The sequence below is a fragment of the Arthrobacter sp. E44 genome, from assembly GCF_041877125.1.
Lineage (GTDB): Bacteria > Actinomycetota > Actinomycetes > Actinomycetales > Micrococcaceae > Arthrobacter.
Genome location: NZ_JBHDJA010000011.1, coordinates 18,027 through 43,177, shown reverse-complemented (window position 1 = coordinate 43,177; position 25,151 = coordinate 18,027). Strand labels below are relative to the sequence as shown.

Genomic DNA, 25,151 nt, shown 5'->3' with positions numbered 1-25,151 from the left:
AAGGTATGTTGGTAAGCATGCTGATGATTTTTACCAAATCATCGGTTCCCGGTAACAAAGCGAAGGAGACGTTATGAGCACGAAGGTGGAAAAACGCATTCTGGTGAACGTACCGGTGAGCACGGCTTATAACCAGTGGACCCAGTTCGAGGAGTTCCCCCACTTCATGGGCGGCGTCAAGAGCGTTACGCAGCTCAGCGACGAGAGGCTGGAGTGGGTGGCCGAGATCGGCGGCGTCCGCCGGCAGTGGGAAGCCAGGATCCTTGAGCAGGTCCCGGACCGCAGGGTTGCCTGGGCCGCCACCGAAGGCGCCACGAACGCCGGCGCAGTGGACTTCGAGGACGTGGGAGGCGGCCAGACCTCCATCCAGCTGACCCTCGAATACGAGCCCGAAGGCGTGATCGAGAAGGTGGGCGACAAGCTCAACGTCGTCGACCGCCAGGCCGAATCGGACCTGCAGAAGTTCAAGGAATTCATCGAGGACGAGGGCTACGCGAGCGGTGCCTGGCGTGGATCCGTCAACGCCGGTTCCGCTGTGGGCACCCCCGGTGTTGAACACGCCGGCGCCTCCCGCGGTGATTCCGGCAAGGCGGGCGTCTCCGGCAAGGTTGCGGCCGGCGTAGGCCTGGCGGCGGCCGCGGGAGCAGCGGCAGCCATGGCGGCCAGCGGCAACAAGGACAAGACCGAGACTGCCGACGTGACCGTTACCGAGACCACCCCCGTGGTTCCGGCGGAACCGGTTGTTCCGGCTGAGCCGCTCACCACCGGCGCCACGGCCGGCGCAGCGGACGCGGGCACCGGAGTTCCCGCGGCGGGCACGACGGCGGCTGCCGGTTCCTCCGGTTCCGTCGCCGATCTGGATGACAGCCGGATCGGGCATACGTTCGACCAGACCAACGGCCTGGTGGATACTACCGGCGAGTCGGACGAGACACTCGAAGGCGAGAACCTGAGCGCCGGCGAACGGCGCGAGGGTGATCGCGGCACCGAAGGCGGCTTGCCGCCTGTCGGCGGCAACCTCGGCGGTCACTGACCCCGCCGGATCTCCGACCCGCCCGGTCGCTGATCCAGCCCAAAAGCAAGCGCCGCCCGCCTTCCCCCAAGGCGGGCGGCGCTCTTGCGTCCGGGAAGGTTTACTTCGTCTTGCCTGCGTGGAAGACAGCCGGTGCGGCCGGGGCCTGCATTCCCTCGCCGATGAAGAAGCTCGGGTGCGGCGGCTGGTTGTAGCCGACCGTTTCGCGCGCCACGCCGGTGCGGTACATGGGGTCATGCATCAGGGTGCGGAGCCGGACCTCGGTAAGCGAAGTTGTGGTGTAAATCCGCAGTTCGCTGCTGTCCTCCGATGGGTACACCAGCTCCTCGCGCCAATCCCCCAGCAGGTCCGCCTGCAGCGACGGGTTGCCCTTGGTGTGGTTGTTGGTGCGGGCGCCGGCGGCGGTCAGCAGCCGTTCGCTGGTTTCAGTTTCCCAGTTCCACTTGGAGATGGTGGGTACGCCCATGCCCGCGTTGGCGTCGAAGTCATGGTCAACGATCTCGCGCAGCAGGTCGCCGTCCCACCACGCCATGAAGTTGGCGGCGGGGATCTTGTCCGAAATCCGCTCCCCCTTGGCCGACATCAGGAATCCGACGGGTGAGTTCCAGGCGGCGTCGCCGCCCACTGCCCAGCTTTCAGAGCCGGGGAACCGGGGGTCAATATCTCCGGTGGCGCCGCGGCCCGTGTCCTTGACAGCGGGGATGCTCCAGAGGACTTCACCAGTGGCGGCGTCGCGGAAAGTGGCGCCCCGGTTGCCGCTGGCGCTCATGCTCTCGTGCACAGCAAAGGTTTCCAGGCCGGGCCGCGAGGGGTCCAGGTCGCCGGTATGGATGGCGTCGCCATGCCCGAGCTTGGTGTTGTACAGCGGCGACCCGTCGTCGTCGATGGTCATGGAGCCGAAGACGAACTCGTCCTTGCCGTCCTGGTCCACGTCCGCCACGGACAGGTTGTGGTTGCCCTGGCCCTTGTACTCGGCACCCGCCACGTCGGAGTCGAACTTCCAGCGCTTGACCAGCTTGCCGTTCACCAGGTCATAGGTAACCAGCACGGTGCGGGTGTAGTAGCCGCGGCTGAACATCATGGACGGGTGTTCGCCGTCCAGGTATGCCACTCCAGCGAGGAAACGGTCCACGCGGTTGCCGTAGTTGTCCCCCCAGGCCGCAACGCTGCCGCGCGGCGGGTCGTACGGAACGGTGTCCATGATGGTGCCGGCGGCGCCGTTGAATACCGTGAGGAACTCGGGCCCGGACAGGACGTAGCCGGCGCTGTTGCGGTAATCGGCCGCGGGGTCGCCGATGACCGTACCGTCGTTGTCAGTGGTGCCGTCCGCAGTCTTGAAGGCGACTTCGGCCTTGCCGTCCCCGTCAAAGTCGTAGGCGAGCATCTGGGTGTAGTGCGCGCCGGCGCGGATGTTGCGGCCCAGGTCGATCCGCCACAGCCTGGTGCCGTCCATCTTGTACGCGTCCACGTAGACGTTGCCCGTGTAGCCGGACTTGGAGTTGTCCTGCGCGTTGGAAGGGTTCCAGAGCTGGATGATTTCGTAGGCACCGTCGCCGTCCAGATCCGCCACGCTGGAGTCGTTAGCGCTGTAGGTGTACGGCTTTCCATCCTTGCTGACGCCATCGGCCGGCTTATCCAGCTTGATGGGCAGGTAGTTCTGGGCCAGCGGGGTGAATTCGGCGCTGAGTTTGTCCTGCCCGTTGCCGTTGCCCACGGTCTTGATGACGTACTTGGAGTCGGCCTTGCCGTCCGGGTCCAGGTACGTGGTGGTGTCCCGGATCGGCTCGTCGGTAATGATGGCACCGTCACGGATCACTTGGAAGCCAACGCTGTCCTTGTCCAGGCCCAGCATGCGCCAGCCCAGCGAAACACCCTCACCGGTCAGGACGGCAACCGGGGCACGGTCGAGGTTTTCCACCTGCCGGGTGAGGCCTGGACCTGCGGGGGCAGCGGGAGAGGCAGGGTTTCCTGCGCCTGGATCAGCGGCGGCAAGGGGGACACCGGTGAAGGCCAGAACAGCCGCGGTAAGGGTAGCCGCTGCTGCCGGCGCCGCCTTCCAAGCCCCGCCCGCCAGAGTTTTTGGGGAATGAATTGAGGGGTTTGCCAAAAGAACATCTCCTTTGATGCAGCGGCGGCTGAGTCCGCCACCGTCTTTTTGGAACGTTTCATTCGTAGAGCGTTATTGACCCATCGCGAGTGGTTTCGAGGGGTGCGGACTACGAGGAAGCGCTTTCTGCCCTCTAGGTCTATCAGCGTCCGACAAACGCGGTCAAGGGTTTGACCGAAAGTGATTGGGAGAATATGTTCTTTTACGGTTGCTTCTGCACATGCCCCTTCTCCGCGGCAGCCTGCAGCAGCGGCACAGTCCGGGTGGGCATTACTTCGACCAGGGACATGGCGGTACTGGTGCGTACGACGCCGTCAATCGCCAGCATCGCGTTGGTGATCCGATGCAGGTCGGCCGGGTCCCTCGCGGCCACCTTGGCGAGCAGGTCTGCATCCCCGGTGGTGGCATGCATCTCGATGATTTCCGGGATGGTCTGCAGCGCCGCGACGGCGATGTCACTTGAGGACTGGCTGATGGAAATGGAGATGAACGCGATGAGCGGCAGGCCCAACGCTGCTGTCCGGACCCGTTGGCTGAAGGGGGCCAAGCTGCCGTCGCTGGCCAGGCGGCGGAGCCTGGCGTGGACAGTATTGCGTGCCACGCCCAGTGTTCTGGAGAGGGACAGGACCGTCGCGTGCGGGTCACTGTCCAGTGTGAGGAGGATCTCTGCGTCCAGCGCGTCAATGAGGTGCATACTGAGCATTTTGCCACTCAAGCGCAGCTCAACTACTGGATCTGTCCTGCCCAATCCACCCCTGTTGCGCAAACGTCCCGAACTCCCGCACCATGCTGTCCATGACCAGCACCCTTTCCGAAGCCGCGGCACCCGAGGTCCGCGCCGCCGTCGCCCAACTCCCCGCCTACGTGGCCGGCAAGAGCGCGCAGTCCGACCTGACCGCCGCCCTTGCCTCGAATGAAAGCCACTTTCCTCCCCTGCCGTCCGTCGTCACTGCGATTTCCGCCGAGGCAGACCGTATCCACCGGTACCCCAGCATGGGTGCGGTGGAGGCACGTGAAGCCATTGCCGGGCACTTTGGCGTCAGCCCTGAGGAAATTGCGGCCGGCCCGGGAAGCTCAGGTGTGCTGCAGCAGATCATCTCGGCCGTCTGCGGGCACGGTGACGAGGTGGTCTACGCCTGGCGGTCCTTCGAGGCGTATCCCATCCTGGTGGCGGTGGCCGGAGCCGTTTCGGTGCCCGTACCGCTGCTGGCAAGCGAACACCACGACCTTCCGGCCATGGCGGCTGCCATCACCGATCGCACCCGCCTGGTGATCCTGTGCTCGCCGAACAATCCCACCGGCGTGTCCATCAGTCCGGAGGCACTGGAAGAGTTCCTGCAATCCGTGCCCCCGCGGGTGCTGGTGGTGCTGGACGAGGCGTACGTCGAGTTTCAGCGCGGCCCCGGCGTGGACTCACTGGACTTCTACCGCCGCTACCCAAACCTCTGCATCCTGCGGACCTTCTCCAAAGCGTATGGGCTGGCGGGGCTGCGGATCGGCTACGCCATTGCCCGTCCCGATATCGCCGAAGGCCTCCGCCGCACGGCCGTTCCGTTCGGCGTGAACCGGATGGCGCAGGCCGCCGCGGTTGCCTCACTCGCCGCCGCGGACCAGATCCTGGAGCGGACCGAGGCCGTGGCGCAGGAACGAACCCGGGTCATCCAGGCCCTCCGCGGCTACGGCTGGGACGTGCCGGACAGCCAGGCCAACTTCTACTGGATCCGCGCCTCCGACGAACTGCGGGAACGGCTCCTGGATGCACTGTCCGGGGCCGACATCCTTGCCCGCGGTTATACCGTCGACGGCGTGCGGATCACTCTGGCCGACGCGGCCACCAATGACCGCGTGCTGGCGGTCCTGGCCGACCGCGAGAGGTTCGTGTCCCGGTGAGCACCTCCACCAGACTTCCCGCTGACGCAACCGTCGCTGCCCCGGTCCGGCAGGTGGAAGAGCCGACGACGGCAGGTTCCGCGCCGCCGTCGGCCGCCCGCCACTCCGTGGTTGAGGATGTCCTGGGCATCCTGACGGGCACGTTCGCCGCATCGCTGGGGCTGTTCCTGCTCAAGTCCAGCGGTGCCGTCACCGGCGGCACCGCCGGGCTGGCGCTGCTGCTGAGCTACTCGGTGGCGCTGCCGTTCGGCGTCATCTTCTTCTCGGTCAACCTGCCGTTCTTCGTGCTGGCGGTGTGGAAGAAAGGCTGGAACTTCGCCCTCCGCACCGGCGCGGCAATTGCCTTGGTGTCCCTGATGGCCAGCCTGCACCCGGCGGCCCTGGGGTCGCTGCACATCGACCCCCTGTATGGCGTGCTGGGCGGAAACCTGCTGGCCGGAGTAGGTCTGCTGATCCTGTTCCGGCACCAGTCAAGCCTGGGCGGCTTCAACATCCTGGCCCTGCTGCTGCAGGAGAAGCTGAAATGGCGGGCCGGGTATGTGCAGATGGTGCTGGACGTGGCCATCGTGGTTGCGTCGCTCGTGCTCGTTCCACCGCTGATGGTGCTGCTGTCCGCTGCAGGCGCCACCCTCCTGAACCTCATTCTCGCGCTGAACCACCGGCCGGGGCGCTACCTGGGAAAGTAGGCACAAATCAGCCCTTTTATTCCCCTGGACTAGCTGAAATATCTTGGCCGGGGGCGGTGTTGCCGCCCATATGACAACAATCGGAATCATCGGTGCAGGACATATTGGAAGCCAGGTTGCACGGAAGGCCGTAGAACTGGGCTACGACGTGGTCATCAGCAACTCACGGGGGCCGGAAACCCTCCAGGACCTGGTGGCTGAGCTTGGCCCGAAGGCCCGGGCAGCCACCTCAGCTGAAGCGGCAGCGGCCGGCGACTTCGCCGTGGTCACGGTGCCGCTGAAGAACTACAAGGACGTCCCGGTGGAACCGCTGGCCGGCAAGATTGTGATCGACACGAACAACTACTACTGGGAGCGGGACGGCCGCATTCCCGCCCTGGACAACGGCGAGGCCACCACCTCCGGGATGCTGCAGGAACACCTCCCCCAGTCCAAGGTGGCCAAGGGCTTCAACCACATCATGGCCAAGGACATCACCACCGACGGGACTCCGGCCGGCACGGAGAACCGCCGCGCCCTTGCCACCGCCAGCGATTACCCGGAAGCCGCTGAACTGGTGACCCGCCTCTACGACGAATTCGGTTTCGACACCGTCAACGTCGGCCCGCTTTCCGAGAGCTGGCGCGTGGAGCGCGACCGCCCGGCCTATGTGGCACGGCAGAACGCCACGCAACTGAAGGACAACCTGGCCAAGGCCCCTCGAACCATCTGATTTGTCGCATACAAAAACTGGCTGACAGTTCCCACTGCCAGCCAGTTTTTCTTTCACCTGCTACCTCCGGGCCGGAACCAGCACCACCTCGAACGGGCTGGGCGGCTTATTGAACTGCGCGTTGACAGCGGCAAGCGTGCTTCCGAACAGCGCCACGGTGGTGGGGACATTGAACGCATCGCTCTTGATGGTGTCCTCAACAACGCCGGATGACAGGTCACCGGAAAGGTCCACGCGCACTATCTGGTTGAGCTGGTTCTGGACCGCCCAGAGGGTATGGCCTCGTACCAGGATGCCGTCCACGAACGGAACGTTGACCCCTTTGATGGCCGCACTCGCGCCCGTCTTTGGGTTGACTGTGTAAAGGGCGCCGTCAACAGTGTGCGCCACGATCAGCACTCGGCCCTCCCGGGCTGCGGCAATGCCGTTAAGGTTGAACCCCTGCTTGAGGTCCGCGGCCGGGCCGCTCAGCTTGAGGGTCTTAACCTTGCCCAGTTTGCCGTCCTCTCCGACGGGCAGGAAGTAGAGTTCCGCTGCGGCCGAGTTGGTAAACCAGGCGCCTTCATCGGTCAGCGTGACGTCGTTGATGAATCCCTTGGCCAGGTCGATATCGGCAACGGACCTCCCGGTGTCGGTGTTGTAGACGAAGGCCTTCCCGGTATCGGCGCCCGCCACGAACAGCAGGTTGTGGCAGGGATCAGCCTTCATCCCGGCTGCGGCGCGCCCCGCGGGTGCGTCGATGAAGCGGGTGGCGGTGCTGTCGCGGATATCGCCGCGGAAAATGTCACCGGTAGTGAGTTCCCCCGCGTAAAAAGTCTTGCCCTCCCCTGCCGCGATACCCTCGGCGGAGGTGGCGCCGTCGAGCACTATCTCCCCTGAAGGCGGCGCCGCCAAGCCCGGAAGGGCCGTGGGAAGGAGCAATGAAACAGTTGCAATGAGGCCGGCTGCGGCGCGTCGGCGTACTGTTCGGCGCATGCTGGTTCCTTAGTCTCGGCTGATGCGCACGGGGCCCATCTGCGGCGAGCTCCGCACGATTGGTGCTGCTATTTTAAGCTCGGGTATTGGGCCCGCGAAGGCATCGGGGTACCCAATCTGCTTACAATCGAACCCTCTGACCACTACCGAGGGACCCATGAAGAAATTCGCCACAGCCCTGTTTGCCGCCGGCCTCGTTGCTTCTGCCACGGCCTGCACCGCCACCCACCAACTGACCACCGCTGAAACCTGCGAGCGGATCCAGGCCGTTGTGTCGAACCCCGCCAACAACGCAGGCAAGACGGGCATGAACAACCTCGCCAACCAGATCCGCCCCATCCACGCGGTGGCCTCTGACGACCTCAAGCCCGCCCTCGCCTCGATCCTGGCGTACACGGACGAACAGGCCAAGGAGAACCCGGACAAGGACAAGCTGGCCGATCTCCAGTCCGGCTACCAGGAAGCCGGCGCAACCTACAGCAAGTTCTGCGGCCAGGCGGGCGGCTAAGAGCTTGGACGAAAGGGCCGGCCACCTGTCCAGGTGGCCGGCCCTTTTTGTTGATGGCCCTAGAGCGTGGCGGGGTCCGTGTTGGCGCCGCACAGGATGACGGCGACGCGTTCATCCTCCGCCGGCACGTACGCTCCGGAGGCCAGCGCCGCGAAGGCGGCCGCCGCTCCATGTTCCACCACAATACGGTAGTCGTTCCACAGCGCTGAACGTGCGGCGACAATTTGTTCGTCCGTTACCAGGACGCTTACGACGCCGCAGCGGACCGCGACGGAGAATCCGATGTCGCCTACCCGCCGGGCTCCCAGAGAGTCCGCGGCAATGCCCGAAACAGCCACGTCCACCGGTTGGCCGGCCGCGAGGGCGGCGTGCAGGGTGGGCGCACTTTCCGGTTCCACCGCCACCACTTTGGCGGACCCTTCGACGGCGGCCGCCACTCCCGCCATCAGCCCGCCGCCGCCCGCGGCCACCAGGACTGTATCGATGTCCGGCAACTGTTCCAGCAGCTCGGAGCCGACGGTTCCGGCGCCGGCAGCTATTTCGGGCTGGTCATACGCGTGGCAGTAGACGGCGCCGGTTTCCTCTGCATGGGCCACGGCGGCCTGGTAGGCGGCGGCGTACTCGGCGCCGCCCTGGACCACGCTGGCTCCGATGGCCCTCAGCTTGGCCACCTTGACGGCCGGCGCGGCTTCGGGAACGAACACGGTGGCCGGCACCCCGAGTTGTTTCGCCGCATAGGCGTTGGCCAGTCCGGCGTTTCCGCCGGAGGCCACCACAATTCCCACATCCGCGCGCAGTTCCCCGCGCTCCTTGCTGGCCAGGATGCGGTTGATCGCACCGCGGGCCTTGAACGTGCCGGTGTGCTGCATGAACTCGCACTTGAACCAGACCTCGCCCTTGAACACTCCGGGGTCTGCCTGCAGCACGGGTGTCCTGCGGATCAGGCCCGCTGTCCGGCGTGCCGCCTGCTCTATATCGGCGTGGCTGATCATGCCTAGACTTCGTCGTCCCAGGTTCCCTGGTCCTTGAGGGCGTCCTCCGGCTCGGGTTCCCGCGCCGCTTCTTCGCCGCCAACATAGGATGCCGGAACGGTTCCGGCGGCATGGGTCTGCTGTTCCTCCCGGATGTTTTCCGCACCCGCCTGTTCCAGGTGCTGGCCCGACACGGGTGCCTTTGTGGCCTGGTCCTTGGCCTCGTCCGGGTCGCCTGGGCCGCGGAGGTCTGCGGTGTTCTGGGGATCGTCGCTGGAAACGGTCATGGTCCTGCCTTTCACCTGGGAACTGCCTGCTGTGGAACTGCCTGTTGTGGAACTGCTGTTCCGGACCGGGGAGGACCCCTGTCCGGACTCCAGCCTACGGGCTGAAGGTATTCCTTCGTCCGCCCCAGTCCTATTGAGCGCCCGCGTCCCCCGGCTGTGAGATGCATCCCGTGGGGGACTCTCCGGCCGCCTCCAGCGTTGAACGGAACAGCGGGAGGAGGCCGGATGATCATTGTGCTGACGGGCATCGACGGGTCGGGGAAGTCGACGGCGGCACGCGCCTTGGTTGCAGCCGTGCGCGCCGGTGGCGGCCGGGCCATGCTGGTGAGCAACCATGCTGGACGCCGCGTCATGTCTTTGGCCGCGGCCAAGCTGGGAGTGCGGCTGCCCGATCAGCTGGTTGACGCCGTCGAAACCGTACTCCGGGTGGGCAACGTGCTGCTCTCGCACCTGCGCGCCAGCCGGTTCGATGGATTGGTGGTCATGGACCGCCACCTTCACTGCCAACTGGCACTGCGCCGCGCGAAAGGGTTGCCCCGGGGACGGTTCCTTCCCTGGCTGTTGGCCCGGCTGCCGCAGCCAAACGCCATTCTTCACTTGGATCTTGACCATGCCGAAGCACACCGCCGGATCACTGCCCGCGGAACGGATTCCGAGACCCTTGATGACCTCGCAGCTTTCCGCAGCGGGTACCGCGAACTGCCGGAGTTCGCGGGCTTTGTGCAGATCGACGCGTCACGTACGGCGGACGAGGTTGCGGCCGACTTGGACGCGCGGCTGGTCTTCTTACGGCTGTTTGGCCGTTGGCCAGCCTAGAAAAAATGCGGATACAGAACGTGCGGGCCGGGACCAAGGGCCCGACCCGCACACGCTGGTACTGAGAAGGTGCTACTACCGCGAAGCAGTCGGGGAGGCCGACGACGAGGCGCCGCTGCCGGATGACATCGTCGACGAAGAGGTCGGCGAGGCCGTCGACGAGGCTGAGCTGCTCGGCGAGGACATGCTTCCCGAACCGGACGAGCTGGTGGAGGTGGAGGTGGCGCTGGATGTTGCGCCGCCGCTCTCGGCCTTCTTCAGCACGTCGTTGATGAGGCCCTCAAGTTCCTTCTGGTCCTTGTCACCCAGGTCAGAGCCGCTCTTGGTGGCAACCACCAACAGCCGGCCCTGGGCAGCGGACACCTGCATCAGCTTCTGCTGGTTGTCACCGCTGCGGGTGCTGACAGTGGCGAAGGTCTTCTCCGCGTCCGTATCCGCCTGCAGTTTCTCGCTGGAAACGTCGTACTTCTGTCCCAACGCGGAGACCGAGAACTTGGCGCACTGGTCCATCTTGTCTCTGATGTCAGTCAGTGTCTTGACAGCATCCGGGCCGTTGCTGCCGGACTGGGCGGACAGCGTTCGCGGCTGGTTGCCTTCGGAAAGCGCCACGGCTACGTCACCGTTTTCCACCTTGTCCAGCAGGCCCGCGGTGGCAATATCCTTGCACTCCTTGGGATCAATGGTCGCCGCGCTCATGAGCAGATTGGCGATATTGCCACCCTGGTTCACCTGTTCCTTGGAGTACAGCTTGAGCTCGTTGCCGTCCGCGTCCTTCATGCCGGAGATGAGGTCACGGAGCTGATCTTCCGAATAGACCTTGGCCTCGGCCGTCTTGCTGGCAGACGCCGACGCCGAAGCCGACGTGCTTGCCGTGCCCGAGGGGCTGGCGGTACCGCCGCCTCCTCCCGAGCAGCCGGCCAACGCCAGCATCGCAGCAGCAACCACTCCAAGTGCAGAAACTTTTCGCATTAGGTTCAACCTCCGAAATAGACAGCATGCTTAGTACTTCCACTGTAGATGTTCCCATTGGGAGGGCGAAATAACGGGGCGCGATTCTTGCCCGAGTGCACGTTCGGGCCCTGTGACATAATCCGTGGCGGGAGGCGGGTGCACCATGAGCAGCGAATTGACCCTCCGCGGGCGGATTGTCACCGCCACCTTGGACATACCGGACGGGGTTGTAGCGGTCGACGGCGGCCTGGTTGCCTTCGCGGGGCCAGCATCGGAATTTTCCGGGGTTCTTCCAGAAAACGGGCCTGGCGGCCGGGTTCTCGTGCCGGGCCTGGTGGACCTGCACTGCCACGGGGCCTATGGTTCGGACTTCTCAGAGGGCGACCTGGACGGTGCATCCCGGGCAGCCCGCTACCTGCACAGCCGCGGCACCACCACCCTGCTCGCCAGTCTTGTTACCGGGAAACCCCAGGACCTGATCCGCAACCTGCGCGTTCTGAGGGAGCTGAGCGAGCAGGGCCTGGTTGCAGGCTCCCATCTGGAAGGTCCTTTCCTCTCTACCCAGCAGTGCGGCGCCCACGACCCTGACCTGTTGACGGACCCGGATCCTGCTTTGCTGATCCAACTGCTGGCAGCGGCAGGGTCCTCACTCACATCCATGACGCTGGCAGCAGAACTCCCGGGTGCCTCCGGCTTGGTCGACCAGCTCAGTGCCCGCGGCGTTGTCCCGTCCCTGGGCCACACCGCTGCTGACCATACGACGGCGGCTGCTTTCCTTGAGCGCGCGGGCGCCGGGTTGCGTTCTGCGGCTGACAGTCACGGCAGGATCCGGCCCACCGTGACACACCTTTTCAATGCGATGCCCCCGCTGCACCACCGCGCCCCCGGCCCCGTCTCGGCCAGCCTCAGCTTGGCACGGGCCGGCAAAGCAGTTTTGGAGCTTATCGCCGACGGCGTGCACCTGGCACCAGAGACGGTGAAGCTGGTGTTCGACCTTGTTGGAGCGGGCAATATTGCCCTGGTGACCGATGCCATGGCCGCAACCGGCTTGGAGGATGGGCAGTATCGGTTGGGGTCGCTCCAAGTAACCGTGAGCGGCGGGGTGGCGCGCGTGGATGGTACGGGTGCCATCGCCGGCGGTACCGCCACCCTAATGGACGTAGTCCGGGCTACCGTCGCCGCAGGTGTCCCCCTTCAGGATGCCGTGACGTCCGCTTCCGCTGTCCCGGCATCCGTGCTGGGCCTTTCGGCAAAAGCAGGGGACCTCCGCCCCGGGATGCCCGCGGACATCGTGATGCTTGGCCAGGATCTGCAGGTGGCCGGGGTGCTGCGTGGGGGTGAGTGGGTGCATCCGATCGGGTGAACTGAGTGAGCTTCCTCGTAGCTGTCCTCCCTCATTGCCTCGCAACCCAAATTGTCGGACCCCTGTTGGATGATTCTTCTATGGCAAGCAGCAGCGGTGTCGGAGCAGGTGTGCAGGGTGTTCATGCCTCTGTGGCTGCCCTTGATGCGCTGGACGCCATAAGTGTGCTGGACCGGGAGGATGCGTTCCTGGCTTCCGGGGTTGCTGTTGGTTCGGGCGCTGCTCTCGGTTCCGGCGTTGGTGTTGGTTCCGGTGTTGATGTGTTGCGGCGGCGGTACGAGATCCGGCTGGAACGGCTCGAACTCGCAGCCCGCCTGGAAGCGCAGCTTGCCGCCATGAAGGCGCGGGATGCAGCCGAGGCGATCGGGTTCCAGCAGGCCATGACCCCGCCCGACGCGTCCATCCAGGACCGCACCTACGCCGAGATGTCCGTGGTGGAAGAGATCGCAGGGGTCCTGACCGTCAGCTCCGCCGCCGCCGGTGCTCTGGTGGAACAGTCCCGGAAAATCTGCTCCCTCCCGCCCGTCTTCCAGGCCCTGTCCACCGGGGCCATGTCCTGGCAGCACGCCCGCATCGTCGCGGACGAAACCGAGGGCCTCGATCCGGCCGGCGCTGCCGCGCTGGTGGCGCACTTCTTCGACCCCGACGCACCCCACCCCGCCCGCGGCGCAACCCCTGGCGAACTCGTCCCCTCCCGCTTCCGGGCCAAAGTCCGTGCCTGGCGCGAACGCCACCACCCCGAGACACTTCAGAAACGCCACGCCAAAGGGGTGGCGGACCGGCGGATGGAATACACCCCGGACCGGGACGGGATGGCCTGGGTCTCGCTCTACCTCCCCGGCGACACCGCCTGCGCCATCTGGAACCGCACCACCGCCACCGCCCGCGGCCTCCAAGGCCCCAACGAACCACGCACCATCACCCAACTCCGCCCCGACATCGCAGCATCCCTGCTCCTCAGCAACGGCGCCTCCACGAGCGCGGGTTCCCGGCCCGGCACGGAGATCGACAAGGTCCCCACCCCGCGGGCCGACGTCCTGGTCACGGTGCCGGTGTTCTCCCTGCTCGGACTCACGGACGAGCCAGCGGTACTGGACGGGCTGGGACCGATCCCGGCATCCATGGCCCGCAAACTCGTCGCCGACGGCGCGGACTCCTTCTACCGCGTCCTGGTCGACCCGAGGGACGGGGCACCCTTGGAGATCGGCCGGAGGAACTACCGGCTCACCGAAACCATCAAACGCTGGATCAGGATGCGCGACGGCAAATGCACCTTCCCCGGCTGCACCAACGGCACCCCGGACAACGACACCGACCACCTTCAGGCCTGTGAATGTGGCGGAACCACCGGCACCAGCAACCTGGCACAGCTCTGCCCGAAACACCACCGGCTCAAACACCGCAGCCAGTGGACACCGGACCCGGCCACCAACAACGAATCACCCGGCTGGACCTCACCCACCGGCCACCACTACAAACCCGAACACCCCCACCCAGAACCCCCGTACTGGCCGCAATGGCTAATGCCCACCGAATACCAGCGTCTCGATGCCGGGTGTGCAAATGCCAGGTGTGTGGATGCCAGCCCGGAAGACCTCCCCCCGTGGGAACCCGACGACGACTCACTCATAGACCCCGATGATCTCGCACCGGATGATCCGCTGTGGGCCGAACTCCTTGCATCGCCCTTCGCTCTGTCCACGTGATGCAGCCCTGCTCAAATGATGCTGCCCTGCACAGCATGAAGCCGGCATACCCCTCAGCGGAAGTCCTAATGCCTCCAAGCCAAATTGAACCGCGGCAATCCCCACGGGACTTCCCATTAGGCAGCCTTGGGGCGCTCCGGTCTAGGCAGCTTTGGGGCGCTACGGTTTAGTCAGCTTTGAGCTCCGGTTCATGCAGCTTTGGGCGCTCCGCCGGTGCGGCGTCGGCGTACCAGCCGTTGTGCCTGCTCCTTCGTGGCCATGGCGCGGAGCCGGGGAACGACCCCCATGGCAAGGGGCTGCCCGTGACCGGGCGCCAGCAAGCGGGGGCCCAACTCCGCCAATCGCGAGACTGATTCCAAGGACATCTTCCAGTTCCAGGTGGTGTACCAGGGCGGGCCGGACAAATCAGGTGATGCCAGCAGGACTCCGCGCAGCGAGTTCAAATTCACCGTCACCACCGCATCTCCAGTCATCAGGAGGCCGTCCCTGGAGCGCCAGTAGGCGACATGTCCGGGTGTGTGACCAGGGGTCGGAACGGCAGCCCAATCTGGCAGACCGGGAACTTTCCCACTGCGCGGAAGTCCTTGCACCACGTCGGAGATGTCGTTTGCCGCTTCCATGCGTCGGCGGGCACGAGTCGGCAATGACCACAGGAACGGGGCAACCAGCCAGCGGTCCAGCGGCATCGAGAATTCGGGAATGTAGCGTCCGGCAGCCATTGGCAGCTCAGCCTGATGGACGTACACAGGGATGTTCCAAGAGCGCGCCAGTGCACCGGCGGCACCTGAGTGGTCCGGGTGGATATGCGTCAGGAAAATGGCAGCCGGCGCGTTCCCGGCTCCGAGCATCTTCTCCACAGCACCGAGAACGGCTCTTGCACTGCCGGCCCACCCGCAGTCAACCATTACCCAGCCGGAACCCGAACGGACAAGGTAGAGGTTTGCGGCCCTAGGCCCCGTACCGGCGGTCATGAGCACCACGCCGGAGGCAATCTCCCGCGGTTCCGAAACCCGCATCACCGTGGCATCACACCGCTGGAAATAAGGGGACGGGTGGAGCACAGGCGTGCGAAAGATCGACATGCACAAGGTTCGCCCTTGCACCGCAGCGGTGACCGGTCGGACAGTTGCACCACTGGACCTCGCATGCACCCAGTTTTCCGCCGCCCTATCTTGCCCAGTAGGGCCGAACGGCCTTTCTAGCCGTCCGCCCCGGGCAGGCACACCTCCACAAGCTCTCCACTGACGCGCGTCTCGAAAAGAGGCTGCCGGGAAGTTGCCGGCCCCGCCTTCACCTCTCCGGTGCGCAGCGAGAAAGTGCTCCGGTGCCATGGGCAGACGACGCACGGGTCGCCGTCGTCGTCCTTGATCTTTCCTTCGTGAAGCGGTCCGGAAAGATGGCTGCAGACGTCGGACAATACGTTGACGGTGTCGCCCTCGCGGTGTACCAACAGCGGGATGCCGGCCACCTCGCGCTTGTGCAGGCCACCCTCAGGCAGCTCCGCCAACGGCGCCAACGGGTGCCAGCCGGAGGGGAAACGGTGCGGGACGTCCTCACTGTGGTTCACGCCGGCGGCCTGGCGGTAGGAAAGGTGGCCGCCAAGGAAACCGCCAGCGCCCACAGTGGCAAGCCCAAGATAGGCAAGAACCTTGCCGCTGCCCTGGCTGCCTCTGGCCCGTTGGATGAGTGATGCCATGTAAAGGCTCGTTGCCGTCACATTGGCCGCTGCATGCACCAGGCCAACCCGTTGCTGTTGCGGGTGCAGCTGGGACCAGTCCGTGAACCCGGCGAGCGCAGACGGAAGCACGCTGACAGTTCCCACTCCGATCAACAGGCTTGCCGCTTTTTCAGCCCCTGGAACCGCGTCGAGGACACCGGCTGACACCCAGGCGCCGAGCGGGACCTGGACGGCAAGGGGATGCACGGGGTGTCCGATGGGAACGCCATGCAGGATGTCGCGGGCCCACTGGGGTTTGATGACCTTTTTGACGGCCTTCCTGACGCTCTTGGCCAGCGGGTCAAGCCATTCGGCGTCCTCAAGGCGGGTGACAAGCTCAAGTGCAGGCAACGGTTTCATGTGACGTCCCTTACCCCGATCAGGCCCGTCCACTCATCACGGAACATCCTGTTTTGGCAAAGCCGAAGGGTCGCTGCTCGAGGCAAAACTCACCGCAGTGGCGATCCCAGGACAGTGAACCGATGGCCGCCCATCTCCCCGGACAGAAGCGGCATGGCCTCCGCTATCGCCGCGCGGGTGCTGTCGAGTTGCAGTGAGGCCTGGTGCGCCTCTGCGGACTCCCAGAGTTCGGAAACGAACACCGTGTCCGGCACGTCATCGTTGATGCCCACTTCATAGAGCAAGCAACCGGCTTCCCGCATCTCCGGCTTGGGCCGAAGCAGGATGGCAACGAGGGCATCGCGCTGCCCCGGCTTGGTACCAAGGGTTCCCACATTCGCAAATGTCATGGAAACAGTGTGCGGCACGGCCGCGACAAGCGGCGGCCCGTTCCGCCTATCCACGGGAAAACCCCGCACAAGCAGGGTAGGTGCTCCCCTAGTACGCCCCCAAAGCGCGGGCGGAAGATTAAACGACCGGATAACCGCGTGAAACATCAAGCGGAAGGATCCGGAGTCGAAGCCACCCGCTTCGGCGGGCGAGCTGTCTGAAATGGGACGGGCAGGCACGGGGCCGCCACACCGGTTTTACAACATACTCATCAGTCGCGACGGTTCTGAAGGCTGCCCGCAAAGGTGAATCACACCCCTTTGAGGAGCAACGAAAAATGTCCAACACTGGAACAAACCGCCCAACCAAGGCACGGACGGCCCTGGTTCCGTTGGTTTCACTGGGCCTGCTCGGGGTTTCCCTGGCAATGGCCGCCCCCGCCAACGCGGAGACAAGCCGTAACGGCTGTACCGTCAACCCCCTGGATCCAAAGGATCTCCGCGGGGACGACGTCGACTTCAGGATCACAGTGGATTGCAACGGCCAAAAGACCGTCGAGATCCGCCAGCGGATCTATGAAGACGAGCGCCACCACGATGACCTCCTCGTCAAACGACAGTTCACAGAGGAATTTGGCCGCCATGACGACGCGAGGACCGTTCACTACTTTGTCGATGTTCGCAACCATGACCGCAAGGGCGAAAAGGTCTACCAACTCGTCTCATTCCGGGTGGAAAACCACGGCGGCCATTGGTCGGACTGGACCCCATGGGAGAAGAGCGCCGTAGTGGAAGTGCACGGCGGCAAATAGACCTTCCAGGTCCACAGTGGGGAACCAGGGGTTAGGCGCCTGGTTCCCCACTTTGTCGCCCCGTTTCAGTCCGCGGCACCCAGGTTTCCGGCATGCACGACGGCGCCACTCGCCGTCGTGTCTTCCTTCAGCATCCAGCCCACGCGCTTCACGGTCCGGAGCATGACCACGCTCTCCACCAGGTCAAGGCCCGGCACCTTCTGCTGCAGGGCGAGCTCCGCCGTCATCACATCCGCCAGGGACTGCAGCCACATGATGATCACAAAGTTGGTGGGACCTGTGGTGGAAGCGCTGAGCCTGACATTGCTGATGGTGCGGATCGCGGCCGCCGCCTCCTCGTGCTGGCCGGCCGGGACCTTCGCGAACCACTGGCAGGTGACCGGGTAGGCCGAGTAGCCCTGCGCGATTTCGCACCGGAACAGGAGAATTCCGCTGGCCAGTACCCGGTTGAGCTGCCGTTGCACCGTGGCCGGATGCCGCCCCAGTTCACGGGCTATATCAGCCGCGGTTGCCCGGCCGTCACGGGCCAGGAACGGCAGCAGGTCCAGGTGGCTTTCAGGTAGCCGGGCGGCCGCAGCGGCCGCTTGTTTTGCCTCGTTGGCGCGTTGCTGGGCGAGTGTCCGCAGTGTGGCCAGTTGGGTCTTATCGAGGATGTTCAGCCGCCACTCATCCGCACTGGCATGAAGCCTGGTGCACAGGGAGGTCTGGTACTTCGTCAACCCCTCGATGGTCTTGAGGCGGGACGCCACACGGCTGCTGTAATCAGCCAAAGAACCGGTGATGACTGTGAGCATCAGGTCCCGGTTGCTCGCAGCTTCCTCCACGGTGACAATCTCCGGAATGCCGGCAATCTGCTCGGTAACACTGCCCCTGAGGTTCATGTCGCAATCCACGGCGACAAACGCCAGGAGCATCTGCTTCGGGTCTCCGGCCAGGTGCGCAGTCACCCACGCTGCCCCGCTGGACTTCAGTCGTTCCCAGCGGGCGGCCAGAGTGGTTGCGTGCACACCGAGCACCTTGGCGGCGTCCGCCCAGCCAAGCCTCGGCGAGCTCTGCAGGACCTGGATCAGGGCCAGGTCTTCCTCACTAAGTTCCACGCGCCCCGCTCCTCTCTTGCACGCTTTCTGCGCAGGAGCAGGACTGAAAGTAGATTTCCTGCGCTTTCGAAAAATGTGAACCAGACCACTTCAGAATAGTGGACAAGCCCACCGCCGACGCACAGGAGTGTTCATGACGATTACCGCCGATGCCCTTGACCTCCAGGAAGACCTGGTCCGCCTGCGCCATGAACTCCACCGGCAGCCGGAAATCGGCTTGCACCTTCCCCGGACGCAGGAACGCGTCCTGCAGGCCCTGGATGGCCTGCCCTTCGAGATCACCCTGGGCAAGGAGACGACGTCGGTCACGGCAGTGCTGCGCGGAGGCGCCGGTTCCACTTCGGGCGAGGACGCAAAGCCCCGCCCTGCCGTCCTCCTCCGCGCCGACATGGACGGGTTGCCCGTCCAGGAGAAAAGCGGAGTGGACTTCACTTCACAGGCTGACGGCGCCATGCATGCCTGCGGCCACGACCTGCACACCTCAATGCTCGCCGGGGCCGCCACCCTCCTGGCCGAGAAGAGGCACCAACTCAACGGCGACGTCGTCCTGATGTTCCAGCCCGGCGAGGAAGGCTTCGACGGCGCCAGCTACATGCTCCGCGAAGGCGTTTTGGATGCCGCCGGCACCCGGGTCAGCGCGGCCTACGGCATGCACGTGTTCTCCTCACTCGAGCCGCACGGCACGTTCTGCACAAAGCCCGGCGTCATGCTCAGCGCCTCCGACGGCCTGGAAGTCACGGTGCTCGGCGCCGGCGGCCACGGCTCCGCCCCGCACTCCGCGAAGGACCCGGTCACCGTTGCCGCGGAGATGGTGACGGCCCTGCAGGTGATGGTCACCCGGCAGTTCAACATGTTCGATCCCGTGGTCCTGTCCGTGGGCGTACTGCACGCCGGCACCAAGCGGAACGTCATCCCGGAGTCGGCCCGCATCGAGGCCACTATCCGGACGTTCTCAGAGGCCTCGCGCTTGAAGATGATGGACGCGGTCCCGCGCCTGCTCAAGGGGATCGCCGCCGCGCACGGGGTGGAGGTCGCCGTCGACTACCTGCAGGAGTACCCCCTCACCATCACCAGCGAGGACGAAACCCACACCGCAGAGAAGGTGATCACCGAACTCTTCGGCGAGCGCCGCCTCTCCCGCTGGGCCACCCCGCTCAGCGGCTCGGAGGACTTCTCCCGGGTACTGGCCGAGGTGCCCGGCACCTTCGTGGGGCTCAGCGCCGTCGCACCCGGCGATGACCACGACGCCTCGCCGTTCAACCACTCACCGTACGCAACGTTCGACGACGGCGTGCTGGCTGACGGGGCCGCACTCTATGCGGAACTCGCCATCTCACGCCTGGCCGCCCTCGCCAACGCCTCTTAAAGAGCTCAGCGCCCCCTAAAGAACCCAGCACCCCAAGAAATCGGCAGCAGCGCCGCTGCCCCTCCAGACCAACCGACCAGGAAGAACACCATGTCAGTTGCAGCAACCAAGTCCAGGACCGGCCGCATGTCCACCGCCAAGACCGTCGTCGGCACCGGCATCGGCAACGCCGTCGAGTGGTACGACTGGGCCATCTACGCCACCTTCACCCCGTTCATCGCCAGCCAACTCTTCAGCAAGGAAGACCCGGCGTCGGCGGTGCTGTCCACCTTGGCGATCTTCGCCGTCGGCTTTGTGGCCCGGCCGTTTGGCGGCTTCCTCTTTGGCTGGATCGGCGACCGGATCGGCCGCAAGTCCTCAATGACCCTCGCCGTGGGCCTCGCCTCGCTGGGCAGCCTGATGATCGGCATCGCACCCACCTTCGCCAGCGTCGGCGCGTTCGCCTCCCTGATGCTGCTGGCAGCCCGGCTGGTCCAGGGCCTGGCGCACGGTGGTGAGCTGCCGTCGTCGCAGACGTACCTGTCGGAGATGGCACCCAGGGAGCACCGCGGCTTTTGGGCCACCCTTATTTACACCTCAGGGACGGTGGGCATCCTGTTCGGCACGCTGCTGGGGGCCGTGCTCAACATGGCACTGAGCACCGAGGCGATGAACGCCTGGGGCTGGCGCATTCCGTTCCTGATCGGCGCCGCGATGGGCTTGTACGCGCTGATCATGCGGTCGCGGCTGCACGAAACCGAGGCCTTCCAGGGTGAGGCTGCCACCGAGAAGCGCGCCGCGATCTGGCCGCAGGTTGTCCGCTACCGCAAGCAGGCCCTGCAGGTGATCGGGCTGACGGTGGGCCTCACGGTGATCTACTACATCTGGGGCGTGGTGGCACCGAGCTACGCCACCACCGCACTGAAGATCGACCGGGGCGAAGCATTGTGGGCCGGCGTCGTGGCCAACATCGTGTTCATCGCCGCCCTGCCGGTCTGGGGCAAGCTGTCTGACCGGATCGGCCGCAAGAAAGTCCTCTGGGCCGGCGCCATCGGCTCGGCGGTACTGCACTTCCCCATGACCTGGCTGCTGAAGGACTCAGCCTGGCAGCTGGCCGTGAGCATGTCCGTGATGCTGGTGTTCATCGCCGCGTGCGCAGCCATCGTCCCGGCCGTTTACGCCGAGCTGTTCCCGACGTCGATCCGTACCGTGGGTGTGGGCGTTCCCTACTCCATCTGCGTGGCGCTGTTCGGCGGGACGGCCCCGTACCTGCAGCAGTGGCTCGGCTCCTCGCTGGGCGCGCCGCAGGTGTTCAACGTGTACGCAGTGCTGCTGCTCGTGGTCAGCGCGGCGTTCGTCTTCACCATCCCCGAGACCAAGGGCAAGGACCTGACGCACTAGGTTTGGCCAGTTTAACGGTCCCCGGCGCGTGCGGCTGCACCGGGGACCTTTTCGTTCCCGCCTGGGACCCGGCTCCGGTCAGTGCGCGCCGATCCGCCGTGCCTCACGGACCGCCGCTTCCGCTCCCTCTTTCCAGGGCATACCGTGGCCGGGCAGCAGCGTGGTTGCTCCCGTTGCCGCAATGGCCGCCAACGATGCCAGCGCCTGCCCCGTGTCCTTGGTGGCGGCCGATGCCACAATCTGCGGGCCGGCCTGGCCGGTGTACGGGTCCAGCGTCACCAGGGCGTCGCCGGTCAGCAGGACGCCCCGGTCCGGCAGGTGCAGGATGCAGTGTCCGTCGGTGTGCCCGGGAGTATGGACGACGTCAGGACGGCCGGTGACAGCGTCAGCCACCCCGGTGCCCAGCGGCTTGGTATCGGAGATGCCTCTGACGGCCAGGGCTCCGGCTGCCGCCATCCGGCTAAGTGCCGGCAGCGACTTGGGATGGGTGAAGGGGTAGAGGAAGCGGTTGCGCTGCGGCTTATAGCGGTAGGGGTGCGCCGCCAGGCGGGCGTCCTCCGTGTGGACCAGGACCGGGATCCCCCATTGCTTGTGTGCCCGCAGAGCAAAGCCAACGTGGTCGAAGTGCCCGTGGGTGAGGACCAGCGCCTTGACGTCCTGCGGGCGTCGGTTCCGTTCCTCCAGGAGCTGGGTGAGCATGGGCCACATGCTGGGCAGCCCGGCATCCACCAGGGTCACGCCGTGGTCGTCCTCAATCACATAGCAGTTGACGTTGGCGTGGGTTATCAGGTGGACACCGTCTGCGACGTTGGGGATAAGCATGGAAGGAAAGTACCCAGGAACAGTCCACCTAACGCTGCGAGGGCATGGGAACCGGTGCCGGAGTAGTCCGGGACGCCTTCGCGGTCCTGGACGGGAGGAGCTAGGTTGTTTGACCTGGAGGGGCTGCGACGGAATCCCGGGCCATCAGTGTGCAGTCCACCATGGCCGGTTGCGCTGCAAGCAAGGAAAGGTCGCTCTTCGCCTCAACGGCGTCAATCAGGAGCCTGGCTGCCAAGGCAGCCATTCCGTAATGTGGCGTTTCCACAGTGGTCAGGGCCGGATAGAGACTGTCCGCGACCAACCCCTGGTCAGCGAAGCCAATGACGGAAAGGTCACCGGGAATGGAAAGTCCCAACTCGGCGGCCGCACGGTAGGCGCCCATCGCCATCAGGTCGTTGTGGCAAAACAGTGCCGTTGGCATATCGGCGCGGTCTTCACCTGACAGGATGCGCCGGGCCGCGAAGTAGCCGCCCTGCACGTTGGGGACCCCTGACTCCACAGGTGCCGTGCCGCCGTCGAGCCCTGCTTCGTCAAGCGCGGCCCGGAAGGACTGCACCAGTCGGCGGGTTGAGGGAACATCACCGGCGTTGTGGATGAAGGCCACGCGCGTGTGACCCGCGCCAGCAAGAGCGTGCAGGGCGCGGCGTACACCACCTTCCGCATCCGGCACCACCGCGGGGACTTTTGGTTCCCCCGTCTCGCAGCCGACCAGGACGGCGGGCACGCTGCCCAAGTTCGCCGGGAACTCCACCTTTCGGTAATCAGCAGTGGCGTAAAGGATGCCATCCACGCGGCGGTTCAGGAGCGCCCCGACGTCGGCCTGTCGGGATTCAAGGTTGGCCGCACCGGACGCGTTGATGATCAGAAGGTTGTACCCCCGGGCCTTGGCGGCCTCCTCCGCCCCCACGATGATCCTGCCTGCGTGGGGCGTGCTGGCCATGTCCTCGCAGACCAGTCCCAGCATGCCGGTCCACTGGGTACGCAGGGCCTGGGCCAGCCGGTTTGGCCCATACCCCAACTGCTCCGCCGCGGACCGCACCTTCTTGCGGGTTTCCGGACTGACCCTGGCGTACGGCACATCGTTCAGGACATGGGAAACCGTGGTGACGGACACGCCTGCGGCCACTGCCACGTCCCTGATGCCGATTGTCCTGCTGCTCACCTGTGTCCCACCCACCTTTTGGGCTCTAGGTTATCGGCCCTGACGTCCCTGATGCCCGGGAAGGCAAGCACAAAGGTCAGGCCTGCGGCAGCACCAGCAGGTAGCCGGCGGGCAGGGCGCTGCTCCACCGCCGGGGCTCACGGACCACAAACTGGGTAGCAAGTTGTTCGGGGCTCAGCAGTGCATTGGGCGCGGGCGACGGTCCCCACTGACCGCTCCCGTAGGGGTACAGCGGATCAAGGACGTGGACGCCGGTTACCGAGAAGTCCGCGAACTGCCGGGGATCTCCCACCGACTCGAAACCGCTCATTACCCAGGCATGCCGGCCGCTCCACATCACCAGCCCAACAGGCCGCCCCGTTTCGGTGATGGCACGAGCCGCTGTCCGCAGTGCTTCCTGGTAGTCGGGAATGCTTACGACGCCATACGGCCCCATTCCTGACAACGTCAGCACCTGCGCCCAGCCGAACGGGTTGGCACCGTTGAACGAATCGGACGAGCGGGCACGCGCCATTTCCCACAGCTCGTTCTGCTGTGCCCGGTCAGCCCAGGTTCCGCCGCCAGTGTCGTCGATGAGGTTGTGCGCCATCTGGATGCTCGCGGCCACACACCAGTCGAAGGTGTACTGCGGCACGAAATCCCCCTCCCGGTACAGGTTGAGGGCGAACGGCTGCGGCGCCGCGGCTGGAGCTGGGGCCGGGGCTGGAGCTGGGGCCGGGGCTGGAGCTGGAGCTGGAGGGGCTGCCGGACTCGGAGCCGGTTCTGCAGGCGCTGCCGGGATGGGGGCCGGCGGAGGTGCCAGGGCGGTACTGGCTGCGGATGCATCGGGACCGGCAGAGGACTCCGTAGTAGCATCCGCAGATGCAGCAGCCGGTGAGGCGGGAGCACTGGACGCCTCCCGGAGATCCGCCACCGTCGTGCAGCCGGAAAGGAATCCGGCCACGGCAACGAGCCAGGCCAGAAGACGGAGGCGGGCGCCGGTCATGATCGCTCCAATTCGTTTCCGCAGAACGGACTTACGTCATCCCAGTCTGCTGCCCGGGGCCGGTCTTGACTACCCCACCCCACCTTCCCTACACTTTTCATAAAGCAGAATCTAAATTCCACAAAGCGGAAACGGTAAGGGAGCCGGACGCAAGGGAAAATAGATCAAAGCCCTCCTTGGAAGGACCTACGATGACGTACACAGTGAACTGCTCCATCCTCCTCACGGAGCTGCCCCTGCTCGAGCGCCCCGCCGCCGCCAAGGCAGCAGGCTTCGACGCCGTCGAATTCTGGTGGCCCTTCGAAACCTCCGTCCCGGCGGACAGCGAGGTCACCAAGTTCGAGAACGCCATCACGGACGCCGGCGTCCAGCTCACGGGCCTGAACTTCAACGCCGGCAACATGCCCGGCGGCGACCGCGGCCTGGTCTCCTGGAAGGGACGCTGCTCCGAGTTCAAGGACAACATCGACGTGGTGGCCGGCATCGGTGAGCGCCTGGGCTGCAAGGCTTTCAACGCCCTCTACGGCAACCGGCAGGACGAATTCACCGCCGAAGAGCAGGACGAACTCGCCGTCAAGAACCTGGCGGCAGCAGCCCAGGGCGTGGCCCGCATCGGCGGCACCGTCCTCCTGGAACCCGTCAGCGGCGCACCCAAGTACCCGCTCCTCACCGCCGACGACGCACTCAAGGTCATCGCCCGCGTGAAGGAGGAGGCCGGCGTCGACAACATCAAGCTCCTCGCTGACTTCTACCACCTGGCAGTCAATGGCGATGACGTCCCGGCCGTCATCGAAAACTACGCCAAGGACTTCGGCCACATCCAGATCGCCGACAACCCGGGACGCGGCGCACCCGGTACCGGAACACTCCCGCTCGGCGAGTGGATCGCCCGCAGCCGCGAACTCGGCTACGAAGGCTACATCGGCCTCGAGTACAAGGAACCGCAGGAAACGGCCTTCAGCTGGGCCATCCGCGAGCACGTCTCCCGCTGACCCCTCCCGCCCAACTGACTCGCAGTAGTTGTCGTTATGAGCCCTCAAAACGACAACAAATGCGAGTCAGTTGGGAACACATACA

At 65.4% G+C, this 25,151-nt stretch carries 25 protein-coding genes; 12 read left to right on the top strand and 13 right to left on the bottom strand.

The features are described 5' to 3' along the window. The first annotated feature begins 73 nt into the window (after window positions 1–73). The gene (locus ACETK3_RS11510; RefSeq protein ID WP_236799761.1) at window positions 74–1,033 is read left to right on the top strand and encodes an SRPBCC family protein; all 960 of its coding nucleotides are present in this window, start codon (window positions 74–76) and stop codon (window positions 1,031–1,033) included. Between the two features lie 100 nt (window positions 1,034–1,133). Here the strand turns inward: ACETK3_RS11510 and ACETK3_RS11505 are convergent, their stop codons facing one another. Both ACETK3_RS11505 and ACETK3_RS11500 read right to left on the bottom strand, forming a co-directional pair. Further along, window positions 1,134–3,140 carry a rhamnogalacturonan lyase gene (locus ACETK3_RS11505; RefSeq protein ID WP_373992912.1) on the bottom strand — a complete coding sequence of 669 codons (2,007 nt, stop codon included), beginning with the start codon at window positions 3,138–3,140 and terminating at the stop codon, window positions 1,134–1,136. Between the two features lie 202 nt (window positions 3,141–3,342). Then, window positions 3,343–3,843 carry an Lrp/AsnC family transcriptional regulator gene (locus ACETK3_RS11500; protein WP_236799762.1) on the bottom strand — a complete coding sequence of 167 codons (501 nt, stop codon included), beginning with the start codon at window positions 3,841–3,843 and terminating at the stop codon, window positions 3,343–3,345. 83 nt (window positions 3,844–3,926) lie between these two features. Between ACETK3_RS11500 and hisC the strand changes: the two genes are divergently transcribed. The 3 genes from hisC to ACETK3_RS11485 all read left to right on the top strand — a co-directional run bounded on the left by hisC (window position 3,927) and on the right by ACETK3_RS11485 (window position 6,428). Next, window positions 3,927–5,030, top strand: coding sequence for a histidinol-phosphate transaminase (hisC, locus tag ACETK3_RS11495; RefSeq protein WP_373992911.1), 1,104 nt, complete (start codon window positions 3,927–3,929; stop codon window positions 5,028–5,030). A 53-nt stretch (window positions 5,031–5,083) separates the two neighbouring features. Further along, window positions 5,084–5,716 carry a YitT family protein gene (locus ACETK3_RS11490; protein WP_236802948.1) on the top strand — a complete coding sequence of 211 codons (633 nt, stop codon included), beginning with the start codon at window positions 5,084–5,086 and terminating at the stop codon, window positions 5,714–5,716. Between the two features lie 70 nt (window positions 5,717–5,786). Next, the gene (locus tag ACETK3_RS11485; protein WP_373992910.1) at window positions 5,787–6,428 is read left to right on the top strand and encodes an NADPH-dependent F420 reductase; all 642 of its coding nucleotides are present in this window, start codon (window positions 5,787–5,789) and stop codon (window positions 6,426–6,428) included. A gap of 60 nt (window positions 6,429–6,488) precedes the next feature. On the opposite strand, the gene ACETK3_RS11480 is transcribed toward ACETK3_RS11485, so the two are convergent. Then, on the bottom strand, window positions 6,489–7,403 hold the full coding sequence (locus tag ACETK3_RS11480; RefSeq protein WP_373992909.1) for a hypothetical protein: 915 nt from the start codon (window positions 7,401–7,403) through the stop codon (window positions 6,489–6,491). A gap of 157 nt (window positions 7,404–7,560) precedes the next feature. Here ACETK3_RS11480 and ACETK3_RS11475 point away from each other — a divergent pair, with 157 nt between their 5' ends. After that, window positions 7,561–7,911: a hypothetical protein gene (locus ACETK3_RS11475; protein ID WP_236799766.1), complete on the top strand. Its 351-nt coding sequence runs from the start codon at window positions 7,561–7,563 to the stop codon at window positions 7,909–7,911. Between the two features lie 59 nt (window positions 7,912–7,970). Here the strand turns inward: ACETK3_RS11475 and ACETK3_RS11470 are convergent, their stop codons facing one another. Further along, complete coding sequence (locus ACETK3_RS11470) at window positions 7,971–8,903, bottom strand: threonine/serine dehydratase (protein ID WP_236799767.1); 933 nt, start codon at window positions 8,901–8,903, stop codon at window positions 7,971–7,973. Window positions 8,904–8,905: 2 nt separating this feature from the next. After that, entirely contained in the window at window positions 8,906–9,169 is a 264-nt protein-coding gene (locus ACETK3_RS11465; RefSeq protein ID WP_237429017.1) for a hypothetical protein, read from the bottom strand. A gap of 225 nt (window positions 9,170–9,394) precedes the next feature. On the opposite strand from ACETK3_RS11465, the gene ACETK3_RS11460 reads away from it, so the two are divergent. Beyond that, on the top strand, window positions 9,395–9,985 hold the full coding sequence (locus ACETK3_RS11460) for an AAA family ATPase (RefSeq protein ID WP_237429018.1): 591 nt from the start codon (window positions 9,395–9,397) through the stop codon (window positions 9,983–9,985). 75 nt (window positions 9,986–10,060) lie between these two features. On the opposite strand, the gene ACETK3_RS11455 is transcribed toward ACETK3_RS11460, so the two are convergent. Next, window positions 10,061–10,954 (bottom strand): hypothetical protein, encoded by an 894-nt coding sequence (locus ACETK3_RS11455; RefSeq protein WP_373992908.1) that lies wholly within the window; start codon window positions 10,952–10,954, stop codon window positions 10,061–10,063. Window positions 10,955–11,099: 145 nt separating this feature from the next. Here ACETK3_RS11455 and ACETK3_RS11450 point away from each other — a divergent pair, with 145 nt between their 5' ends. Continuing rightward, window positions 11,100–12,299: an N-acetylglucosamine-6-phosphate deacetylase gene (locus ACETK3_RS11450; RefSeq protein WP_373992907.1), complete on the top strand. Its 1,200-nt coding sequence runs from the start codon at window positions 11,100–11,102 to the stop codon at window positions 12,297–12,299. Window positions 12,300–12,379: 80 nt separating this feature from the next. Beyond that, a complete protein-coding gene (locus tag ACETK3_RS11445) occupies window positions 12,380–14,005 on the top strand; it encodes an HNH endonuclease (RefSeq protein ID WP_373992906.1) in 1,626 nt (541 codons plus the stop codon). Between the two features lie 188 nt (window positions 14,006–14,193). On the opposite strand, the gene ACETK3_RS11440 is transcribed toward ACETK3_RS11445, so the two are convergent. From ACETK3_RS11440 to ACETK3_RS11430, 3 genes are all read right to left on the bottom strand, one after another. Then, window positions 14,194–15,087 carry an MBL fold metallo-hydrolase gene (locus ACETK3_RS11440; RefSeq protein ID WP_373992905.1) on the bottom strand — a complete coding sequence of 298 codons (894 nt, stop codon included), beginning with the start codon at window positions 15,085–15,087 and terminating at the stop codon, window positions 14,194–14,196. A gap of 116 nt (window positions 15,088–15,203) precedes the next feature. After that, a complete protein-coding gene (locus ACETK3_RS11435; protein WP_373992904.1) occupies window positions 15,204–16,082 on the bottom strand; it encodes a Rieske 2Fe-2S domain-containing protein in 879 nt (292 codons plus the stop codon). Window positions 16,083–16,171: 89 nt separating this feature from the next. Next, window positions 16,172–16,471, bottom strand: coding sequence for a putative quinol monooxygenase (locus ACETK3_RS11430; RefSeq protein WP_373992903.1), 300 nt, complete (start codon window positions 16,469–16,471; stop codon window positions 16,172–16,174). Between the two features lie 317 nt (window positions 16,472–16,788). Between ACETK3_RS11430 and ACETK3_RS11425 the strand changes: the two genes are divergently transcribed. Next, window positions 16,789–17,262 carry a hypothetical protein gene (locus ACETK3_RS11425; protein WP_373992902.1) on the top strand — a complete coding sequence of 158 codons (474 nt, stop codon included), beginning with the start codon at window positions 16,789–16,791 and terminating at the stop codon, window positions 17,260–17,262. A gap of 65 nt (window positions 17,263–17,327) precedes the next feature. Here the strand turns inward: ACETK3_RS11425 and ACETK3_RS11420 are convergent, their stop codons facing one another. Further along, the gene (locus ACETK3_RS11420; RefSeq protein WP_237429026.1) at window positions 17,328–18,359 is read right to left on the bottom strand and encodes an Lrp/AsnC family transcriptional regulator; all 1,032 of its coding nucleotides are present in this window, start codon (window positions 18,357–18,359) and stop codon (window positions 17,328–17,330) included. A 133-nt stretch (window positions 18,360–18,492) separates the two neighbouring features. Between ACETK3_RS11420 and ACETK3_RS11415 the strand changes: the two genes are divergently transcribed. Both ACETK3_RS11415 and ACETK3_RS11410 read left to right on the top strand, forming a co-directional pair. Continuing rightward, complete coding sequence (locus tag ACETK3_RS11415; protein ID WP_237429027.1) at window positions 18,493–19,725, top strand: M20 family metallopeptidase; 1,233 nt, start codon at window positions 18,493–18,495, stop codon at window positions 19,723–19,725. A gap of 90 nt (window positions 19,726–19,815) precedes the next feature. Further along, the gene (locus ACETK3_RS11410; RefSeq protein ID WP_237429028.1) at window positions 19,816–21,105 is read left to right on the top strand and encodes an MFS transporter; all 1,290 of its coding nucleotides are present in this window, start codon (window positions 19,816–19,818) and stop codon (window positions 21,103–21,105) included. A gap of 78 nt (window positions 21,106–21,183) precedes the next feature. On the opposite strand, the gene ACETK3_RS11405 is transcribed toward ACETK3_RS11410, so the two are convergent. The 3 genes from ACETK3_RS11405 to ACETK3_RS11395 all read right to left on the bottom strand — a co-directional run bounded on the left by ACETK3_RS11405 (window position 21,184) and on the right by ACETK3_RS11395 (window position 23,723). After that, the gene (locus ACETK3_RS11405) at window positions 21,184–21,927 is read right to left on the bottom strand and encodes an MBL fold metallo-hydrolase (RefSeq protein WP_373992901.1); all 744 of its coding nucleotides are present in this window, start codon (window positions 21,925–21,927) and stop codon (window positions 21,184–21,186) included. A gap of 100 nt (window positions 21,928–22,027) precedes the next feature. After that, complete coding sequence (locus tag ACETK3_RS11400; RefSeq protein ID WP_373992900.1) at window positions 22,028–23,089, bottom strand: LacI family DNA-binding transcriptional regulator; 1,062 nt, start codon at window positions 23,087–23,089, stop codon at window positions 22,028–22,030. Between the two features lie 76 nt (window positions 23,090–23,165). Continuing rightward, window positions 23,166–23,723: a hypothetical protein gene (locus ACETK3_RS11395; protein ID WP_373992899.1), complete on the bottom strand. Its 558-nt coding sequence runs from the start codon at window positions 23,721–23,723 to the stop codon at window positions 23,166–23,168. Window positions 23,724–24,265: 542 nt separating this feature from the next. Between ACETK3_RS11395 and ACETK3_RS11390 the strand changes: the two genes are divergently transcribed. Beyond that, window positions 24,266–25,066, top strand: a complete 801-nt coding sequence (locus ACETK3_RS11390; RefSeq protein WP_373992898.1) for a hydroxypyruvate isomerase family protein — start codon at window positions 24,266–24,268, stop codon at window positions 25,064–25,066. Window positions 25,067–25,151 lie beyond the last annotated feature (85 nt).

Coding starts and splice junctions, on each gene's coding strand:
- ACETK3_RS11485 (WP_373992910.1), top strand. CDS start 5,787: ATGACAACAATCGGAATCATCGGTGCAGGACATATTGGAAGCCAGGTT.
- ACETK3_RS11460 (WP_237429018.1), top strand. CDS start 9,395: ATGATCATTGTGCTGACGGGCATCGACGGGTCGGGGAAGTCGACGGCG.
- ACETK3_RS11455 (WP_373992908.1), bottom strand. CDS start 10,954: ATGCGAAAAGTTTCTGCACTTGGAGTGGTTGCTGCTGCGATGCTGGCG.
- ACETK3_RS11470 (WP_236799767.1), bottom strand. CDS start 8,903: ATGATCAGCCACGCCGATATAGAGCAGGCGGCACGCCGGACAGCGGGC.
- hisC (WP_373992911.1), top strand. CDS start 3,927: ATGCTGTCCATGACCAGCACCCTTTCCGAAGCCGCGGCACCCGAGGTC.
- ACETK3_RS11440 (WP_373992905.1), bottom strand. CDS start 15,087: ATGTCGATCTTTCGCACGCCTGTGCTCCACCCGTCCCCTTATTTCCAG.
- ACETK3_RS11450 (WP_373992907.1), top strand. CDS start 11,100: ATGAGCAGCGAATTGACCCTCCGCGGGCGGATTGTCACCGCCACCTTG.
- ACETK3_RS11500 (WP_236799762.1), bottom strand. CDS start 3,843: ATGCTCAGTATGCACCTCATTGACGCGCTGGACGCAGAGATCCTCCTC.
- ACETK3_RS11430 (WP_373992903.1), bottom strand. CDS start 16,471: ATGACATTTGCGAATGTGGGAACCCTTGGTACCAAGCCGGGGCAGCGC.
- ACETK3_RS11435 (WP_373992904.1), bottom strand. CDS start 16,082: ATGAAACCGTTGCCTGCACTTGAGCTTGTCACCCGCCTTGAGGACGCC.
- ACETK3_RS11445 (WP_373992906.1), top strand. CDS start 12,380: ATGGCAAGCAGCAGCGGTGTCGGAGCAGGTGTGCAGGGTGTTCATGCC.
- ACETK3_RS11410 (WP_237429028.1), top strand. CDS start 19,816: ATGTCAGTTGCAGCAACCAAGTCCAGGACCGGCCGCATGTCCACCGCC.
- ACETK3_RS11405 (WP_373992901.1), bottom strand. CDS start 21,927: ATGCTTATCCCCAACGTCGCAGACGGTGTCCACCTGATAACCCACGCC.
- ACETK3_RS11480 (WP_373992909.1), bottom strand. CDS start 7,403: ATGCGCCGAACAGTACGCCGACGCGCCGCAGCCGGCCTCATTGCAACT.
- ACETK3_RS11510 (WP_236799761.1), top strand. CDS start 74: ATGAGCACGAAGGTGGAAAAACGCATTCTGGTGAACGTACCGGTGAGC.
- ACETK3_RS11475 (WP_236799766.1), top strand. CDS start 7,561: ATGAAGAAATTCGCCACAGCCCTGTTTGCCGCCGGCCTCGTTGCTTCT.
- ACETK3_RS11415 (WP_237429027.1), top strand. CDS start 18,493: ATGACGATTACCGCCGATGCCCTTGACCTCCAGGAAGACCTGGTCCGC.
- ACETK3_RS11425 (WP_373992902.1), top strand. CDS start 16,789: ATGTCCAACACTGGAACAAACCGCCCAACCAAGGCACGGACGGCCCTG.
- ACETK3_RS11465 (WP_237429017.1), bottom strand. CDS start 9,169: ATGACCGTTTCCAGCGACGATCCCCAGAACACCGCAGACCTCCGCGGC.
- ACETK3_RS11390 (WP_373992898.1), top strand. CDS start 24,266: ATGACGTACACAGTGAACTGCTCCATCCTCCTCACGGAGCTGCCCCTG.